At 42.5% G+C, this 17,269-nt stretch carries 12 protein-coding genes and 1 pseudogene; 8 read left to right on the top strand and 5 right to left on the bottom strand.

Features of this window, described 5'->3' with window-relative positions; genetic code table 11:
• The first annotated feature begins 202 nt into the window (after positions 1-202).
• Both OC25_RS03915 and OC25_RS03910 read left to right on the top strand, forming a co-directional pair.
• The gene (locus tag OC25_RS03915) at positions 203-532 is read left to right on the top strand and encodes a nucleotide pyrophosphohydrolase (protein WP_039471967.1); all 330 of its coding nucleotides are present in this window, start codon (positions 203-205) and stop codon (positions 530-532) included.
• Entirely contained in the window at positions 529-2,397 is a 1,869-nt protein-coding gene (locus OC25_RS03910) for a DUF2075 domain-containing protein (protein WP_039471965.1), read from the top strand. The genes OC25_RS03915 and OC25_RS03910 overlap by 4 nt, the downstream gene beginning before the upstream one ends.
• A gap of 34 nt (positions 2,398-2,431) precedes the next feature.
• Here the strand turns inward: OC25_RS03910 and OC25_RS03905 are convergent, their stop codons facing one another.
• Together OC25_RS03905 and OC25_RS03900 are read right to left on the bottom strand one after the other, a co-directional pair.
• On the bottom strand, positions 2,432-2,773 hold the full coding sequence (locus OC25_RS03905; RefSeq protein ID WP_039471962.1) for a helix-turn-helix domain-containing protein: 342 nt from the start codon (positions 2,771-2,773) through the stop codon (positions 2,432-2,434).
• A 95-nt stretch (positions 2,774-2,868) separates the two neighbouring features.
• Positions 2,869-3,255 carry a hypothetical protein gene (locus OC25_RS03900; RefSeq protein WP_039471961.1) on the bottom strand — a complete coding sequence of 129 codons (387 nt, stop codon included), beginning with the start codon at positions 3,253-3,255 and terminating at the stop codon, positions 2,869-2,871.
• Positions 3,256-3,724: 469 nt separating this feature from the next.
• Between OC25_RS03900 and OC25_RS28200 the strand changes: the two genes are divergently transcribed.
• Both OC25_RS28200 and OC25_RS03890 read left to right on the top strand, forming a co-directional pair.
• Positions 3,725-6,646, top strand: coding sequence for an McrB family protein (locus OC25_RS28200; RefSeq protein ID WP_039471959.1), 2,922 nt, complete (start codon positions 3,725-3,727; stop codon positions 6,644-6,646).
• Complete coding sequence (locus OC25_RS03890; RefSeq protein WP_039471957.1) at positions 6,639-7,889, top strand: McrC family protein; 1,251 nt, start codon at positions 6,639-6,641, stop codon at positions 7,887-7,889. The genes OC25_RS28200 and OC25_RS03890 overlap by 8 nt, the downstream gene beginning before the upstream one ends.
• Before the next feature lie 327 nt (positions 7,890-8,216).
• Here OC25_RS03890 and OC25_RS03885 read toward each other — a convergent pair whose 3' ends face one another.
• A complete protein-coding gene (locus OC25_RS03885; protein ID WP_039471955.1) occupies positions 8,217-11,006 on the bottom strand; it encodes a P-loop NTPase fold protein in 2,790 nt (929 codons plus the stop codon).
• 405 nt (positions 11,007-11,411) lie between these two features.
• On the opposite strand from OC25_RS03885, the gene OC25_RS03880 reads away from it, so the two are divergent.
• The 4 genes and pseudogenes from OC25_RS03880 to mobC all read left to right on the top strand — a co-directional run bounded on the left by OC25_RS03880 (position 11,412) and on the right by mobC (position 15,680).
• Complete coding sequence (locus tag OC25_RS03880) at positions 11,412-11,771, top strand: hypothetical protein (protein WP_039471953.1); 360 nt, start codon at positions 11,412-11,414, stop codon at positions 11,769-11,771.
• Positions 11,772-12,096: 325 nt separating this feature from the next.
• The gene (locus tag OC25_RS03875; RefSeq protein WP_039471951.1) at positions 12,097-12,678 is read left to right on the top strand and encodes a BfmA/BtgA family mobilization protein; all 582 of its coding nucleotides are present in this window, start codon (positions 12,097-12,099) and stop codon (positions 12,676-12,678) included.
• 3 nt (positions 12,679-12,681) lie between these two features.
• Positions 12,682-13,605 (top strand): DUF5712 family protein, encoded by a 924-nt coding sequence (locus OC25_RS03870; protein WP_039471949.1) that lies wholly within the window; start codon positions 12,682-12,684, stop codon positions 13,603-13,605.
• Positions 13,606-13,614: 9 nt separating this feature from the next.
• Positions 13,615-15,680 (top strand): annotated as a pseudogene (gene mobC, locus OC25_RS03865) (conjugal transfer protein MobC).
• Between the two features lie 131 nt (positions 15,681-15,811).
• On the opposite strand, the gene OC25_RS03860 reads toward mobC, so the two are convergent.
• A complete protein-coding gene (locus OC25_RS03860; RefSeq protein ID WP_039471947.1) occupies positions 15,812-16,195 on the bottom strand; it encodes a hypothetical protein in 384 nt (127 codons plus the stop codon).
• Positions 16,192-17,199 carry a sensor histidine kinase gene (locus OC25_RS03855; RefSeq protein WP_039471945.1) on the bottom strand — a complete coding sequence of 336 codons (1,008 nt, stop codon included), beginning with the start codon at positions 17,197-17,199 and terminating at the stop codon, positions 16,192-16,194. Before OC25_RS03855 ends, OC25_RS03860 begins: the two co-directional genes overlap by 4 nt.
• Between the last annotated feature and the right edge of the window lie 70 nt (positions 17,200-17,269).

Here is a 17,269-nt window from a genome sequence, read left to right as displayed (position 1 = left end):
CAGGACCGTACAACGGGCTGTACAGTTTTAGTGAAATACGCACTGAGGCCAGAGAACTAGAAGATTTTGAATATATCGTTATTTCCTATGTTATCGGCTCTGATGCGGCATCGGGGATGGGTGAAAAATGTCTATGTTTTTCAGGAAAAGGATTATCTTCGTTCATTACTGTCCGGTAGGATTTTTTTTTGCTTTACAAGATATGACTGATATACAAGAGATGACCGATGCCCTTATCGAATTCCGCGATCAGCGGGACTGGGAACAATTCCATAATGCCAAAGACCTTGCACTTGCCCTCAATATCGAGGCTGCAGAGCTGCTTGAACTTTATCTCTGGAAATCGCCGGAACAGGCAAACCCGGAGAAACTTAGGGAGGAACTTGCAGATGTGATCGGTTATGCGCTGCTGCTGGCTGAAAAACTCGGACTTGATGTGAAGGAGATCGTGATGGAGAAGATCAGAAAAAACGGGATAAAGTATCCTGTTGATAAGTCTAAGGGGAATGCCAGGAAGTATAATGAGCTATGATCGTTTACAAAAAGAACAAGCTTGAATTTCTGGATGATGTTTCAAATGGTCTGATCGAAGATATCATTGAAGCGCAGGTGCTTAAGGTCTGGGGAAGTAAAACGCAGGAATCGCTTTACCGGTCCTGGCAGCATTCTCTGCAGCATATGTATTTTGTTTTGGATAGTGAGCTTGTTCCCTTTGATGTGAGTATCAGTATCGAATATATGATACCGGGAACCATGAGCAGGATCGATTTTATGGTTGCCGGGCAGGATGCGGATGGAAATGACCATATCGTGCTGATTGAGCTCAAGCAATGGTCTTCGGTCAGGGCTACAAAGAAGGATGCCATTATCAGTTGGTCCCGGGGTAAGGACCAGATTCAGGATACCCATCCCAGTTACCAGGCCTGGTCTTATGCGGCTTTATTGGAAGCATTCAATACCGAGGTTTATGAAAATAAGATAGGTGTTAGTCCTTGCGCTTATCTGCATAATCTTTTGGACGATGGGATCATTTCAGGCTCTTTTTATGCCGATCACTTGGCAAAAGCACCCTCATTTTTTAAGACCGAAAAAATCAAGGTAAGGAATTTTATTTCCGAGCGTATAAAGCAGGGGGATAAAACCGATATCATTCAGCGGGTGGATTTGGCAAAAGTACGTCCATCGAAGAAACTTGCGGATGAACTGGCAAAATTGCTTAAGGGCAATGATTCTTTTGTGATGATCGATGCGCAAAAAATAGCACTGGAAAATGCATTATCGAATGTTACCTCAGCTTCAGATAGTCGAAAGAAGGTGATGATCATAATGGGCGGTCCCGGTACGGGTAAATCAGTAGTGGCGATCCATCTGTTATCCAAATTGAGTAAAAAGGGAATCAATGCACGATATGTGACCCGTAACGCTGCGCCCAGGAGCGTGTATGAAAAAAAACTCACCAAGGTGATGACCAAGACCCACTTTGCGCATCTTTTTAAAGGATCATCCAGCTTTGTGGCATCCCAGGACAATGAGTTTGATGCGCTGATCGTAGATGAGGCGCATAGGTTAATGGCCGGTTCCGGGAGGTTTGTGAAAGGGGAAAACCAGGTAAAAGAGATTATCTATGCATCCAGATCTAGTGTTTTCTTTCTGGATGAGGACCAGCAGGTGACCATGTTTGATATTGGTGACCAACAGGAAATTGAAAAATGGGCCCAACATTTTAATGCTGAGGTGAGTTATATGGAGCTTACCTCGCAGTTCCGTTGTGGGGGTTCTGAAGGTTATCTGGCTTGGCTGAATAATGTACTCCAGATCAGGGAATCGGCAAACCTGAAGATTTCGGAGCTTAAATATGATTTTATGGTAGTGGATGATCCGAATCTACTCAGAGCACTGATTTTTGAAAAGAACAGGGAGCGGGATTCGGCCCGGATGGTAGCGGGTTATTGTTGGGACTGGCTAAGTCTGAAAGATCCCAAGGCGATGGATGTGGTCATCGCTGAGCATAGTTTCCAAATGCAATGGAATCTGCGCAGAGATGGTTATTCCTGGATAATTGAGCCTGGATCTGTCGAACAGGTCGGCTGTATCCATACCTGCCAGGGGCTTGAGGTGGATTATATCGGTGTGATTGTTGGCGATGATCTGCTTTACCGTGATGGAAAGCTGGTTGTCAATCCTTATGCGCATCCCCAACGGGATAGGGCCCTCTCGGGATATAAAGGCCTGATGAAAACAGATCCTGTCTCCACCATGGAACGCCTGGACAGGATTATCAAAAATACCTACCGTACATTGATGTCCCGGGGGATGAAGGGCTGTTATATCTATTGTACCGACAAGGAAACGCAGGCGTATTTCAAACGGGCGCTAAGCAGGTTGGAGAAGCGCTGACCATTGATCATCATTATTGATGGTTCCAGGGTTATCAGTACAATCTGGAGTTACTTTTTTCCACTGTTAATTTGAGTTCACCGATCATTTCGGTGGCGGTTTTCCGCCTGGAATTGGCTACCCAGCTGCGGAGTTCGCGTTTGCTGAAGTATAACCGTTTGCCAGGCTTGTTTACCGGTATTTCCAGTCTGCTGACCTTGGCATAAATTGATTGTACGGATACTTTCAGGTAGTCTGCTGCCTGCTGGATGTTGAAGAGTTCGTCCTGGTCTTCTTCGCTGGGATGAAGTTTTTCTAGCATTGATTCAATGCGTTCAACTTTTTCAAACAGCTGCCTTACTACTTCGGGAAGTTTTTCAAAACCAAAGGTTTCCATAATTGATTCAGTTTGATACAATGTTGGGCAAAGTTTTTTATCGGCTGTCCAACATTGGGTAGGTTGGTGTTAAAGAAGTAGCGGTTTATCTATCCTTATTTTTTCATTGATTTGAGGTATTTAATTGTAAAGCTATCTATAATCTCCTGTTTGGGGACTTTTTCCTTTACCGGTTTTACTTTTTCTTTTACAAAGATGTTTTTTACAAATCCGGTTGATTCCTTGATCTCATTGGTAGTGGTTTCTATCTGTTTTAGGGTATCGAAGATATCGAGGTACAGTGCCTGCGGGGTTAAAACAGCAAATTTATCGTAAACCTGCTCAAGTTCATTTTTAAAGGAAAGAAGTTCCTGGATTGGAAAGCCGGAAACTAAAGTAGCTTTTCTCCTTAAACTTGGTGAATTAAGTTTTTGCTCGATCAGCTCTACCTTGGTGAATAATAGCTGGAATTTTTGTGCTAAATCGTCTAGGGTTATTTTCATGACGGGAAATTTGGTTATGGGTTGTATTTAAGCAAATATCACAAAGTTTGTTTTTAAAAATTAGGGCGGCTGACTGGGTTTTAATGATATCTTACACCATTGCGGTAAATTAACACCCGCCGGATGCACCACTTTTCTGGAAGTTTAAGGTAAATGGGACTGTTCGATTTGTTTCGGACAGGCCTAATTTCTGTTGACTTCAAATATTAAAGCCACTACCTTTTTGGTTTTAAACCGATTTTCGCTGATCGGTAACATCTTTGGTCAGGCAAGCAGCTTTGATCACAGGATTGCGCCAATGGTGATTTTTTCTTTTGGAGTTAAAATGGCGCGCCGAAAATATGGGTAAAAAAGCATTTATTACGCATCAGAATATTGTAAATCATCCACAGATGATAATTATTTGCTATTTTGGACCGTCTTAGACCGCTGGTCTTTAAGATAATGATCACATTAAAACAACGCTCAATTGATCCCTAAGAATATTACCAAAGAACATGTTCTACAGGCCATTGCCGATATCCGTGAAAATGGACTGAGATACCCGCTTGGGAAGTCATCGATATATGACCTTTCCTATGAAAATAAAAAATACCCGCCCAAACACGTGATTGTGATAGCAAATGAATTTGCAAACGGGGAATTATTGGCTCATGATCAGTTTACAACCAGTATGGCCCAGCGTTTTCTTTTATTGCTTGGGGCGGAATTTATGATTGAAAAGCGTACTAATGATCCGGTCCAGCAAATGATTGAGGGGTATAAAGAGGATCTGGTTGAAAAAGGGCTGAATGATGAGCTTTATAAATGGCGGATGTTAAAGGACATTGGTGGAAAGCCTGATCTCAGCGGCCTGGATTTTGCCGAGAAAATCAGGACAATTACTTACGATAACCTGATCTTTCACACTACTAGGGGCGTCAGGAACCATATTCTAGCTGAGAATCCGCAGGCTTACAGGGAAGCACTTGAAGTTCTTTTTAATGAAAATCTTCTCCTTGGTGAGCGGATTAACCTGTTCCAGGCCATGATCGATGAGGCCTACCGGGCAATGGGGCAGACATTGTTCCATCATCAGGATGAGCGCGCGATTGCGACCTTTCTCACGGTTAAATACCCGGAAAAATATACTTTTTACAAGAGCTCTTTCTATGTTAAATATTGCATCAAGCTTGGAGAGAAAACTAAAAAGAAAAATGAGAAATATATCCATTACCTGAAACTTGTTGAGGATTTGGTTGAACGGTATATCAAGCCGGATAGCGAACTGCTGGAAATCGTATCCGAAAAGCTTCCACCGGGGTTATTTCAGGATCAGCACCATAAACTTTTAGCACAGGATATCTTATACAAAATGCTTGATAAAAATGAGGTCACATTTAAAAGTGTGATCGGTGACCTCCAGTCGGCCATGCAGGAAGAAGAATCTATTCTGAAAGACTTCTCGATTGACTATGCGCATTTAAAGGACAATGGATTCAGTGGAAGAAAAGACAGTTATGTCTGGATCCGTGATGCCGCCGGGCTGATCGGAAATCGGGATGCCCATTTTGAAGTTTCCATCCGGACCCGTAATGCTTATAAAAACTGTTTTTTTGTGGATATCCATTTTGAGGGTAAACAGGCTCAGAAATTTAAAACATTGATCGGAAATGAACTGCCTGAAGGATTGGAATGGATTCCATGGCAGGATGGGCATAGTATCGGAACAAAAACAGGTTTAAATCCCTTTGACGAAGATGTCGTCGACCAAATAACAGAGCAGCTGCTTTTTCTTGAAAACAGTATTGCTGATAGGGTAAGATATGTAATGCCTTTGGATCCTGAAAAAGTGTCTGAAAAAAACAATTTTGAAAAGATGGAACTCAACCAAATCCTATATGGTCCCCCCGGGACAGGAAAAACCTATCATACAATTGATAGGGCGCTAAAAATTATTGATCCGGTATTTTATGCTGCTAATCGTAATGATAGGCATGCGCTTACCCGGCAGTTCCGGGATCTGTTGATCAGTGATTTTGATAATGGTAAGGGTCAGATTGCCTTTTGTACATTTCATCAGAGCATGTCTTACGAGGATTTTATTGAAGGCATCAAGCCAGTTTCACCCAAAGGAACTGAAGGCGCTGTAAATTACCAGGTAACTGACGGGCTGTTCAAAAAAATCTGTCTACAGGCGTCAAAAACAAAATCGGTTTCGGGTTTTGACGATTCCTACGATAAGTTTGTCAATGAGGTGGTGGAGAACGAAAATGTACTGGTCCTTTACACTCCCAAACTCAAAAAACCTTTCAATATCCGGATCAATTCAAATCACAATGTCGTCGCAATTCCACAAACAGAGAATGCGACTGAAATGGTGGTGACCAGAAGTATGGTCATGAACTATATGACCAACGGCATAGTTGACGACTGGAAGTCTTACACGATTGCTATAAGCGAGCATATTCAAGCACATTACCCATTCCAGGTAACCGATGAAGATAATACAAAGAAGAATTTTGTACTCATTATAGATGAAATCAATAGGGGGAACATCTCGCAGATTTTTGGAGAACTCATCACCCTAATCGAGGATTCCAAACGAAAAGATGCTGATGAGGAATTGCGCATTATCCTTCCATATTCTGCGCATGCTTTCAGTGTACCGCGTAACCTCTACATTATCGGAACGATGAATACCGCGGACAGGAGTGTGGAAGCACTTGACACCGCTTTACGAAGAAGGTTCAGCTTCGAGGAAATGCCTTCTCGAGCAGAACTTCTGGACTCAAGGCGCCTGATCTGGCAGCTTTGGTGGGCTTACGAAGATAAGCCCTGGAACGATCCCAAATTTTTGGAAAAGGAAACTCCGCTTTACCATTTCCTGGGCGCCAGTGAACTGGAAGAAATGAATGAGGATAAAAAGGAAGAGATCTGGAATAAGATGAAATACGCTGGCGCGGATGAGCGCATTTTTGGCGAAAATTTCAACGGGTTCAACCTGAAAGTTTTTTTGATGAGCATTAATGCGAGGCTGGAGAAGCTACTGTCAGCTGACCATGTGATCGGACATTCTTATTTTATGTCCATTTATTCTATGGAAGATCTTAGGCATGTTATATATAATAAGGTAATTCCGTTATTACAGGAATACTTCTATGGGGATCTTTCGAAAATAGGACCTGTGCTTGGAGCCGGTTTTATCCGTGAAAAAAAACTAGGGGGCGGGGAAGTTTTTGCCCAATTTGATTTTGATCCGGATGAACTGGACGGAAAAGCTGTATATGAAATTTTGGATTACAGGGTAAAGGAAACTTTTGAAATTGACTTGGACGGCAAAAAGCACATCATAAACTTCGAGGGTGCGCTTGACCTGTTATTGGGGAAAAAGCTTTCCAGTTATGCTTAAACGTACTATTACAGTATTTGAGCACGATAGTCTCCGTCTCGGCCAACCCGAGGACGGCAGGTTGTCCGTAAAAGAATTGGAATGCCTACAACTTCATGCAGGGGAGGAAGGGGTTCCTTACTATTCCCTCATCCACAAAGGGGTGAAATTTTGTGGTTATGTAGGGGTAATTGCTTTGGGCCACTTAAATATTGAAGTGTTGCCCAAAATTGACCGGGGTAGTAAGCAGCAGTGGAGAAAGGTTCTTGTTGATATGCTGCGCAAAGTGGGCGTATTGGACGTCATCTCTACCAATGATGCGAACTTAAAGCTTAAAAAGAACAATATACTTGATTTGTATATTGCGGAATTTATTAAAGAGGTACAAGTGATCCTTCATCAAGGGCTATTGAAAAAGTACAGGAAGCAAGAAGGGAATACAACCTCACTTAAAGGTAAATTACTTTTCCAAAAGCACCTGACCAAAAATATTGTTCACCAGGAACGTTTTTTTGTGAAATATACTTTATATGACCGCGATAACCTCCTTAACCAGCTGTTGTACAAGACGCTAAAGCTGATCAAAACCTTTAACCATACTGGCCATGTCCATACAAATGTAGAAGCAATAATGCTCGATTTCCCCGATATGAATGATATCTACGTGTCTGAAGATACGTTCGAAAAGATTGTTTATTCCAGGAAAAATGAGCATTACCGCAAAGCGCTGATGATGTCGCGGCTTTTATTGCTCAATTACCATCCCGATATCAACGCAGGGAAAAGCCGGGTCATGGCATTGATGTTTGACATGAACCAGCTATGGGAAAAGTTTGTGTACCTGAGCCTTAAAAAATATCTGGTCGATGCAACAATTGAACCACAGGCCAATAAACCTTATTGGAGGCTTTTTGGGAAAAGGCCAGTTAACCTCAGGCCTGATGTGGTAATAAAAAGTGGGGAAAAAACCTTTGTCCTGGATACGAAATGGAAGCTGCCTTATGGCAATAAACCGGGATATGCCGATCTGCAACAGATGTATGCCTACACAAAATATTTCAGCTCTGACCACACAATCCTTTGCTATCCCGGAGCTGACGAGGGTTTTGTGGATGGTCATTTCCATCATGAGGAGTCCGGACATGGATACTATAGGTGTTCGGTGCTCAGGTTGAAATTTGATATTTCAATGTACCCCTCTCAGCAGCTCGCGCTATGGCAAAAGGATATCGCCAAGACAATTGGTACTTACTGCAAAGTATAGCACCTGGTGGAAGCATTTACTGCAAGCTATAGATTACTGGCTGGGATTATCCTGCGAGGAATCTCCAAATCTCCACCGTAGAAGAATGAAAAACTTTAGTAATCTTTAAAAAGGCATTTTTATTTTACTTTCTATTTAGGTTTTTATTTAACTCTTAATCAAAATTAGGGCTTAGTTGTGGCACGCAAAGGATTTCCGGCATAAACATCCCGGGGGATTTTACGCCGGGAACTTTTTATACCTTTCCTCCTTTTGTTTTGGCAGAATCCGAGCTTTACCGGGTGGAAAATTATACCACCAGTGTGTTTTATTGACATCAATATTTCTTTAATATGCTATCACTGTATCAAGGACTTTTAGCATTAGCAGATAGTCTTGAGTGGGCATCAAAACTTTATGGAGCGGATCCACAGACATCTTCTCAGTATTGGATTTCATGGCCGCTTTCAGGCGTTCCTGAAGTGATACCTGTTGTTTACTTTGTTTTCCTTCCGGCTCCCTGTTTTTATTTACATTGGAATTTTGATTGGTATAGTGGATGATCAACCTGGCAAGAATTGCAGAGTGCCGGGGATTCTTCCAGGTGTTGTTTCTGGCTAGTGCGCGGTATCGGCGATCTAGAAGATTTTTAGCCATTAGATATCGATAGTAAAATATTCGTATCTGGCGGGGCGTTGCGTCTTCAAACCAAATTGTTGCATATCTGAGTATTGCAACTTCATCTTCAGATAGCTTTTCTTTGGTACGGATAGGCTGGTCAATGGATATCGGCTCAGAGGGTTCGAGATATTCAGGGTAATACTCTTCGTCAATAGTCCCCTCCATTAAGCCTTCATCATATTGCTGCTGGTCATAACTTCTTTCGATATCATCCTGGAGCAGTATATCTTGCAGAAATGGGGTCATCCGGGAATCGATTGTACGCTGTTCATCGGAGATGATCTCTTCAAGTGATTTAAGCACAGCATCAGAAGATCTGTCTGGTTTGGTCAATGACAGCATGAAATCGTCCCTGTCTAAACGGGAAAGGTTACCAAGCCTAATTCCGGAGATGAAGAGTTTATCCATGTATTCATCCGTTACCCGGTTGAGGTCGGTTGCACTTTGTTCCGCATCTTTTTTCTCGACAGACAGTAGCTGTGTGTACTTCGTTTTTATTGCTAGTTTTAAGAAACGCTCATCTATCGCGGCTAAGATGACAACCCTTTCTGCAATTTCATGATCTTCTAAAAGTACCCTCAGGGAATCAATGATTTGGATTACTTTTAGCTCATTGCAACGGTCGATGTCATCTACGAATAGTATGAGCCTTTTCTTACCGAGGTCTTTTTTCGGGATCCAGCATTTAACAAGCTTCTGGGTCTCTTGTTGTATTTCCGCTTGTAGCCCCAAATGGTCTTTGAAAGAGTGTTTTAAGAAATACTTTGAAAATACATCTTTAGCTTTCGCACTGTAATCTTTTTCCAGCGATTTCCAAGCGGTATAGGCAAAAACCGAGAAACTGGCTGGCCACCTGAAGAAATTCAATAAGTCGTTATCACTTTTTAGATAAAGTTTCACTGCTGGGATAAGAATCACTCCAAAGGCTATTGTCCCTACTAATTTAACAACGGTAAGGAATTTTTCCCGAATGAGGTTGAGTTTTAACCTGTTGAAATAACTGGTTATCCATTTAGGTTTATACCATTTTTTTTCTCCATGGTCAAAATAAGCCTCAGCAAGGAGCTCATATAAATAGGCCCAGGTGGCAGGTGTATCCTGGTACCGCCAGGCATGAAAGTCTATCCTATGGAAGCTCTGGTCTTCTACCAGTTTTTTCCAAACAATGTCCATTAAAAAGGTTTTTCCGCGGCCCCAGTTACCAAAAATACCGATCATTGCCCCCTGTTCGCCAGGAATAACTTTAATAATATCGCTAAGTTCCTCAGCGAGTTCGTCAACGGCCAGGACTGGGTCAATATTCTTTTTATCCCTGAAACTGATGTAATGGGCCTCGGCGAGAAGCTTTTTAGCATCGATCACTTCAATATCATCCTCTATTGGAAGGCCATCGAGTTCTGGGTCATTTAATAGTTTTCTTACCCCAATATAATCAAAAACCGTTACTGATTCCTTACCTTGAAAACGTCTGAGCGAGTAGCCCAGTACAGAAAGCAAAGTGCTGGCGCTTTTTCTCAGCGGGATGAGGTTTCTGGTAGTTCGTATCCTGCTAATTAAAGGTATCAAGCCGACCACAATCAAAATCCGCAAAGCAGAAGTTGGATTGTCAAAATCATCGATAATACCATTAATACTTTCCCGCTTTTTACCTGTATGGATACTGGTGGCAAAGGTTTCACTGCTATGAATGTTATTTAAAAGTTCACTAATACGTTCTGCTGTCTGGATATTGGGTGCTAGGATTAAAGTTTTTTCAGCTCTACTCCTGGTTACGATGTCATTGCACAGTATCTTGAGATAACCTTCAGATTCTAAGATAGATGGACTGCTTGTTTTCTTTGGTTCGTGCTGTGCAAGCCTCAAAAATAATTCGTGGGCAAGCTGTTCTTCGTCATTCATTTCAAGATTCACGCTAATCAGCGTGTATGGGCAGTATATGCCATCTCCGATCGCGTCCTTAAAAGTATAACGGTAATTCAGTTCTCCAAAAATGCCATTTTGCTCTGCCGGGCCGGTAAATATAATTTCAAACCAGGCCTTTTGACCATTGTTTTCATTGAATTTTTGATAAGCCGAATATTTGGTATCCAGGAAAATTACCAAATCAAAAGCGTTTTTTCGGTTAGAGGTTTCCAGGCGATCCCGTAATTCTGCAGCATGTGCGGCAATTACCCTACTGCTTCTGATATCTGATAACGTGCCTACTTTTTCTGAAAGTTCCTCACTTAAAATCAAAATAGTTTGCGCCCTAACCAGTAGAGAGTCACAAATAATCAAAACTCTCGCCTTTTGTTTCTGCGATTCAAGATAATCTTTCAGGAAAACACCAATCAATAGTGTTTTACCACTACCAGGGACCATGGAAATAATAGTTTGTTTTTGCTTGAGGTTAACGCGTGAGTTTAATGTTTCAAGAATTTCTAACTGGTGGGTTCTGAGTTGCGTTTTATTAGTCATGGGGTTTTATCAACTGTAAATCTGCCCGTATTTTATCAGGATCTATGAGGGTACTTTATACTTCAGGATTCACTTCAGTGAATTTTATTTTCCTTCGCTGTTATTTCAGGTTATGTTGGCGCATTAGGGGAATGACCGCAGGAGGCACTTTCGTATATACTCTAAAACATGTATAGTGGGGTTTGAAAGGAGCGTTATGGTGAATAATTGAGAACATTTTTAGCATACTTCGTTGCTTCCAAATGTACAATTTTCGATCTTATCATAAAATCATTTTTAATTCTTTTACTCGTTTAGGTCGCTTTATTGTACAGGGCCGAAGCTTTTGGCTTTTAGGCCAATCTTTCCAATATTGGATAACCCCTGATTTTACTTGGCCAATTTTGAGCATCAATTTTGGAAAGCATGGAAACAACTGTACTTGAATTGACTCCTGATTTGGAAATGGAGTTAGTGCCTAAAAATTATCCATATACTAAGGATAAAGTCCCACTTGGTAGTTACAGTGCAAAACTCGACTTTATGTTATGGTCAAAAAGTGGGCTCGCGATCAACTGTTTTTTTACCCTAATGGATTTACAGGGAAAGATATCTCTTTCGGTATATCGCAAGGCCGCTGATCAGCACCGTTACATGGCAGGTCAGACAGAAGTCCGTTATTTACCTTTTGGCGCAATTGTGGAACTGGCGGTGGAGGCTAATGAAATAGGTAAGCCTGTGTTGAAGGATATGACGGTTAAATGTAGCAAACAAAAATGCCCCTAACTTTTCCGGTTTAACCGCCGGCTCAGTTCTTCGCCATAGTCCTTTTCCCTTTTAGGAAAAGTAGCAAGCGGAAGTTGGGCAGGCCCTACTTTACGCCCCGAAAGCGAGCTTTTGGGGCATGTTTGGAATTCTCCGGGAATTCTTTGGTGTGTTGTAGCAATGTTTAGTATGGATAATGGGTATCGATGGGGGAATCTGCTTTGTGGGCAGGGTAGGGCTATCAGTTATTTTATTCTTGTAGTGTTTTCACTTTTAGTCAGTTGTTCCTTTGTAATGAATTATTTTTTATTGGCTTTGCCTTTGGCGGGGTCGACAGGCGAGTCGTATGGCTGCCGCTAATAAGCTCATTGTGATTATGGATGATATGGAAAATCTGAATGCGATAAAATATGGTAAAGTTACTGCTGAAAAACTCTCAAAAATCAGTTTGGCACTGGGCAGATCAAAGCGGCTCGTATTCGCGCAGATGGTGGATTACTTTTACCGGAACAAAAAGGATCCGACGGATTTGAATGATGAGCTGTTAAAAATTTCGCTGGCCAAGGGGCATAAGAGCTATATGGCTTTTATCCGTTCGCAGGAAGACCTGCTGCTGATTCCGATCAAGCAAGGGGTGGAGAAAATGATCAACAACCAGCGGGATATCGTGAAGTTTTTCAATGAACAGGTGCTGGGAGCAAATAAAACAATGCTGAAAAACCAGGAAGATTTCATAAAAACAGCTCAGGATAATGATAGGCTGATCAAACTCATTGCGCAGAAAATGGAATCACGGGAAAAGCTAAAGGTTAAAATGCTGCAGATATTAAACGGTTACATTAAATCGCGCGAAGAACTGGGCAGCTTTAAAACCAGGGAAAAAGAAGAACTGGCAGAATCCGCACGTAAGCAGGTTGAAAATTTATAGATTATGTTTATCAATATCTCGGCAAGCGAAACGGGTAACAATAAGGGCAGTAGTGCACAGTTAGTGCATTACCTGGATAAGGAGAATCGATTGTTTGCGGAGCAGAAGACAGAGCATTGGTTTAATGGGAGAGATAATTATATTGAATCTTACCGGGTTAAAACCCTGATCGATGGGAATATCGCAAAGCTATCCCAGACTGATGCCAAGTTTTTCCTGGTCAATATCTCACCCAGCCAAAAGGAGATTACGCATTTAAAAATGTTGGAAGGTAAAGAGTTGAAGGAGCAATTAAAGGCTTTTGCCGTTAAAATTATGGATGAATACGCCCGTAATTTTCACCGTACAGGTATTAACAGCAATGAAGATTTATTGTGGTTCGGGAAGCTGGAAAACCACCGGTATTATTCTGCAAAGGATAAAGAGGTAAAAAACGGAACTGTGAAAAGAGGTGAGGTCAAGCCGGGTGAGCAGATGCATATCCAGGTGATTGTGAGCCGTAAGGATATTACTAATAAGATCAAGCTCAGTCCGATGAACAATTCCAGGGGTAACAATGAGCAGCATTCGAGAAAGATCGGGCAGTTTGACCGGGTAGCTTTTAAAACTTCTGGGGAAAAGGTATTTGATGAAATGTTTGCTTTTGAAAGGTCATTGGCCGAAAGTTTTCGATATGCCAATGCCCAAAAAAACGGAAACCTGGAAGAGCGGCTAAGTATGGCTGGGCATCTGAATAGGCATGAGCAAATTCAGGTTGTTTCAATTCAGGAACAGAACTTGAACGTTTTGCCACAGCTATTGGCCAAACCGGTAGATACCTTGATGGATCTGCTATTGGCCCGGCCTGATTTTGATCCTCCCGCTCTCGCCTCGCGGAACAAAAAACGGAAAAAAAGAAAAGGGCAGCATCAGGAACTTAAATTTTAGCAGGTCTATATGAATACAGGAGAAGATATCGGGGGCTTGCGTAAGATCACCGATTTTACCAGGCTCATCAGCCTGTTTATTTTAAGCATCCATTTTTATATGAGCTGTTACCTGGCTTTTAAGATCTGGGGCTTTACGGCAGGGATTACCGATCGGTTGGTTTTGAATATTTCAAGGACTGGGCTTTTTGATGGATTTTTGGTGCCAAAGTTAGCGACTTTATTATGTTTAGCGGTTTCGTTATTGGGAGTAAAGGGGAGGAAAGATGAAAAGATCAGGAAAAAGAATATAGTCATGTATATGGTTACAGGACTGGTGTTTTATTTTATAGCGGGTATTGTTTTTTTGTTGGGATTTGAGGCCCGGCTGACCGCCGGGCTTTATATCATGGTTACCACTACGGGTTATTTGTTGATGCTTTCCGGTGGTGCAATGCTGTCCAGATTGATCAAAGCATCGATTAATACCGATGTATTTAATAGCGAGAACGAAACTTTTCCGCAAGAGGAAAGGCTTTTGGAAAATGAATATTCTATCAACCTGCCTGCAAAATATAGTCTGAAAGGAAAAATCAGGAACTCTTACATCAATATCATCAATCCTTTCCGGGGGCTGCTCGTTACGGGTACCCCCGGATCTGGGAAAAGCCGGGTAAGAGTTATTTTGTGATCCGCCATGTGATCACCCAGCATATCCGTAAAGGTTTTTCAATGTTTTTATACGATTTTAAATTTGATGATCTTTCGATCATTGCCTATAATGCGCTGCTAAAATACCGGGATAATTATACGGTAAAACCAAGCTTTTGGGTAATCGATTTTGACCGGATTTTCCATAGGTGCAATCCTTTAGATCCGCAGAGTATGGAAGATATTACCGATGCGACGGAGGCCAGCCGTACGATCATGCTGGGGCTGAACCGGGACTGGATCAAAAAACAGGGTGATTTTTTTGTGGAGAGTGCAATCAATTTTGTGACGGCGGTGATCTGGTTTTTAAGGAAATACAAAAACGGACGCTATTGTACGCTGCCGCATGCGATTGAACTGATCCAGGCGGACTATGATAAGTTATTTGCGGTTTTGCATGAAGAACCGGAAATCAGGGTATTGATCAATCCATTTATTTCTGCTCTGCAAAGAAAGGCTATGCCACAATTGGAGGGGCAGATCGCATCGGCGAAGATTGGTTTGGCCAGGTTATCTTCTCCACAACTTTATTATGTTTTGAGCGGTAATGATTTTACGCTGGATATCAATAACCCGCTGGAACCAAAGATTGTCTGTATGGGCAATAACCCGCAGAAGGTGCAGACCTATGGGGCGGTACTTTCGCTATACGTAAACAGGATGCTGAAACTGGTGAATAAAAAGGGGATGCTGAAAAGTAGTATTGTTTTTGATGAGTATTCTTCAATTTTTGTAGGGGGGATGGACAGCCACATAGCGGTGGCTAGGGGATATAAATGCGCAACGACACTAGGCTTGCAGGATTTTTCACAGCTCCGAAAAGATTACGGGCAGGAGCAGGCGGATGTGATCACCAATATTGTGGGCAATATCATCAGTGGGCAGGTAAGCGGGGATACGGCAAAGAAGCTCTCTGAGAATTTTGGAAAGATTGTGCAGGATAAAGAGAGTAAGAGCGTCAACAGTTCTGATATCTCCATTTCACGGTCCACACAGATGGATTATGCGGTACCGGCTTCGAAGATTGCTTCTTTATCTTCAGGAGAGTTTGTGGGCATAGTAGCTGATAATCCGGAGGAGAAGATTAAATTAAAGATGTTCCATTGTGGGATACAGAATGATCATCAGGCGATTGCTGAAGAGGAAGGGAGCTATAAGCAGATTCCAAGGCCAAGAGAAGTGCGGCAGGAGGAGATTGCAGAGAATTACCTGTTGATCAAAGCGGAGGTTGAGGGGTTGATCAGGGAGGAGTGTGGGAAGATATTGGCAAAGGCAGGAAGCGGAGGTTCTGGGGGAAAGGAGATAGGTTCAGTTAGTAGCGATGACAGCCAGAAGGATAAATCCGAAGACGGAGGAGATGATCAGGAGCAGGTAGTGAATATTTAAGCTAGGGTGGTTTTGCTTGTCAAATATAACGAAAGTAGTTGGCTGATTTTAACCCGGCCATGGTAATGATGGTACCGCTGCCCGGGCAGTCGCGAGGATCTATTTATCTATCCTTTGCCTTTCAGCCTGTTCTATACAGTGTAGATGTCATACTCATGGGTGGGCAAGACCTCCAGTTGTGTATACAGGCGGCCATGATGGAAGAACATATAGGTGACATAGCTCATTTTTAATCCGGTTTCAGGTACGTGGAAATCAGATTCCGCGATTATGTCTGCGAGGTCCTGCTGTGAGTAGTTGCACTGCTGCGTTGAAGGGATATAAAACAAGATGGTATTGTTTTTCCCTTCCGCCACATTCCAGCCCCTCGTTTTAAAATACCCGCCGAGTAGGACAGCCCTCGCCTTGACATACGCGCTAGATTCTTTGTTTTCCATATTGTGAAAATAAGCATTATGCGGATCAATACCTAACAGTTGTTCACCGGAGATAAAATTCCCTACTTGGATGTTCAAGCAAGGTTGATGGTCAGCCTGGTCTCAAATTGTTTTCCGTTTGTGCCATAGGTAAAGTTATACCTCCCTGCAGGATAGGCATGTTCGAGCCTGGCACTGATATTTTGAAGGCCTGTCTCTCTTGCGTTGGTTTTGCCGGTCGGTCCGATCAGGTTAGTCGTACTGAAAGAAATTCCAGTTGCCGAACTGCTGACATTGATCTGTGCAATGTTATCAGGATCATTGAGGATACCATGTTTGAACACATTCTCCACCAGGGTCAAAAGTATTATGGGCAGGATCAATGCTTCCGGGTTACCATTATTGTTTGTATATTCCAGCTTCAGCAGATGGCCGAAACGCAGTTGGTGCAGGCCAATAAGATTTTCCACCTGCTCGGTTTCCCTCCGCAGGGGCACGAACCCATTTTTGCTGTCCTCCAGTGCATATTCCATTAAATCGCTCAGCGAAGATATGGCAAGGGATGCATGGGCGGTATTGTGCTTTGTGGCGTGCCGGATAAAATTCAGGGTATTGAAAAGCAGGTGGGGATTGATCTGGGCCCTCAGGAAATCCTTTTCGGCCATGATCAGCTGTGTTTCAAGGTCCTTTCTTTCCAGGTATCCCCGAAGGTAAAAATAACCGGTTGCATACATGATGAAAAAACTTGAGCGCCAAAAGGTGATGCCGAGGTATTGGAGGTTGATCACCAAATGCGATCCCCGCAGGCCAAAACTTTCCAGCAGGAGATTGATCAGGGTCGCGGCCGAAAGATAAAGCATGCACTCGGATATGACGGCCAATAAAAAAAATGGTACACGCGTTTTTGTCCGCCTATTCAACAGGGGCATTACCCACAGCGCGTGGCAATAAAACAGTCCGATATTGACCGCATAAAATAGCACATACAGGAAAAAACTGCTGAACCTGCCGGCGATGATCCCTGCCAGGACAACTTCCACAAAAATGTAGACCGACCAGCAGATCAGGTGTGTCCTCAATTCGTTTTTGCTAAATTTTTCCATCTGATATAGTGGTTAGGGCATGTCATATAATAAAAATGTTTAAGGGGCTGTCCCTGGGTAAAATTGGTCA

Origin of the sequence: Pedobacter kyungheensis (assembly GCF_000812965.1) — a bacterium.
In the GTDB taxonomy this organism is placed as follows: domain Bacteria; phylum Bacteroidota; class Bacteroidia; order Sphingobacteriales; family Sphingobacteriaceae; genus Pedobacter; species Pedobacter kyungheensis.
This window is presented reverse-complemented; position numbering and strand designations above follow the sequence as displayed.

Coding starts and splice junctions, on each gene's coding strand:
- OC25_RS03915 (WP_039471967.1), top strand. CDS start 203: ATGACTGATATACAAGAGATGACCGATGCCCTTATCGAATTCCGCGAT.
- OC25_RS03910 (WP_039471965.1), top strand. CDS start 529: ATGATCGTTTACAAAAAGAACAAGCTTGAATTTCTGGATGATGTTTCA.
- OC25_RS03905 (WP_039471962.1), bottom strand. CDS start 2,773: ATGGAAACCTTTGGTTTTGAAAAACTTCCCGAAGTAGTAAGGCAGCTG.
- OC25_RS03900 (WP_039471961.1), bottom strand. CDS start 3,255: ATGAAAATAACCCTAGACGATTTAGCACAAAAATTCCAGCTATTATTC.
- OC25_RS03890 (WP_039471957.1), top strand. CDS start 6,639: ATGCTTAAACGTACTATTACAGTATTTGAGCACGATAGTCTCCGTCTC.
- OC25_RS03885 (WP_039471955.1), bottom strand. CDS start 11,006: ATGACTAATAAAACGCAACTCAGAACCCACCAGTTAGAAATTCTTGAA.
- OC25_RS03880 (WP_039471953.1), top strand. CDS start 11,412: ATGGAAACAACTGTACTTGAATTGACTCCTGATTTGGAAATGGAGTTA.
- OC25_RS03875 (WP_039471951.1), top strand. CDS start 12,097: ATGGCTGCCGCTAATAAGCTCATTGTGATTATGGATGATATGGAAAAT.
- OC25_RS03870 (WP_039471949.1), top strand. CDS start 12,682: ATGTTTATCAATATCTCGGCAAGCGAAACGGGTAACAATAAGGGCAGT.
- OC25_RS03855 (WP_039471945.1), bottom strand. CDS start 17,199: ATGGAAAAATTTAGCAAAAACGAATTGAGGACACACCTGATCTGCTGG.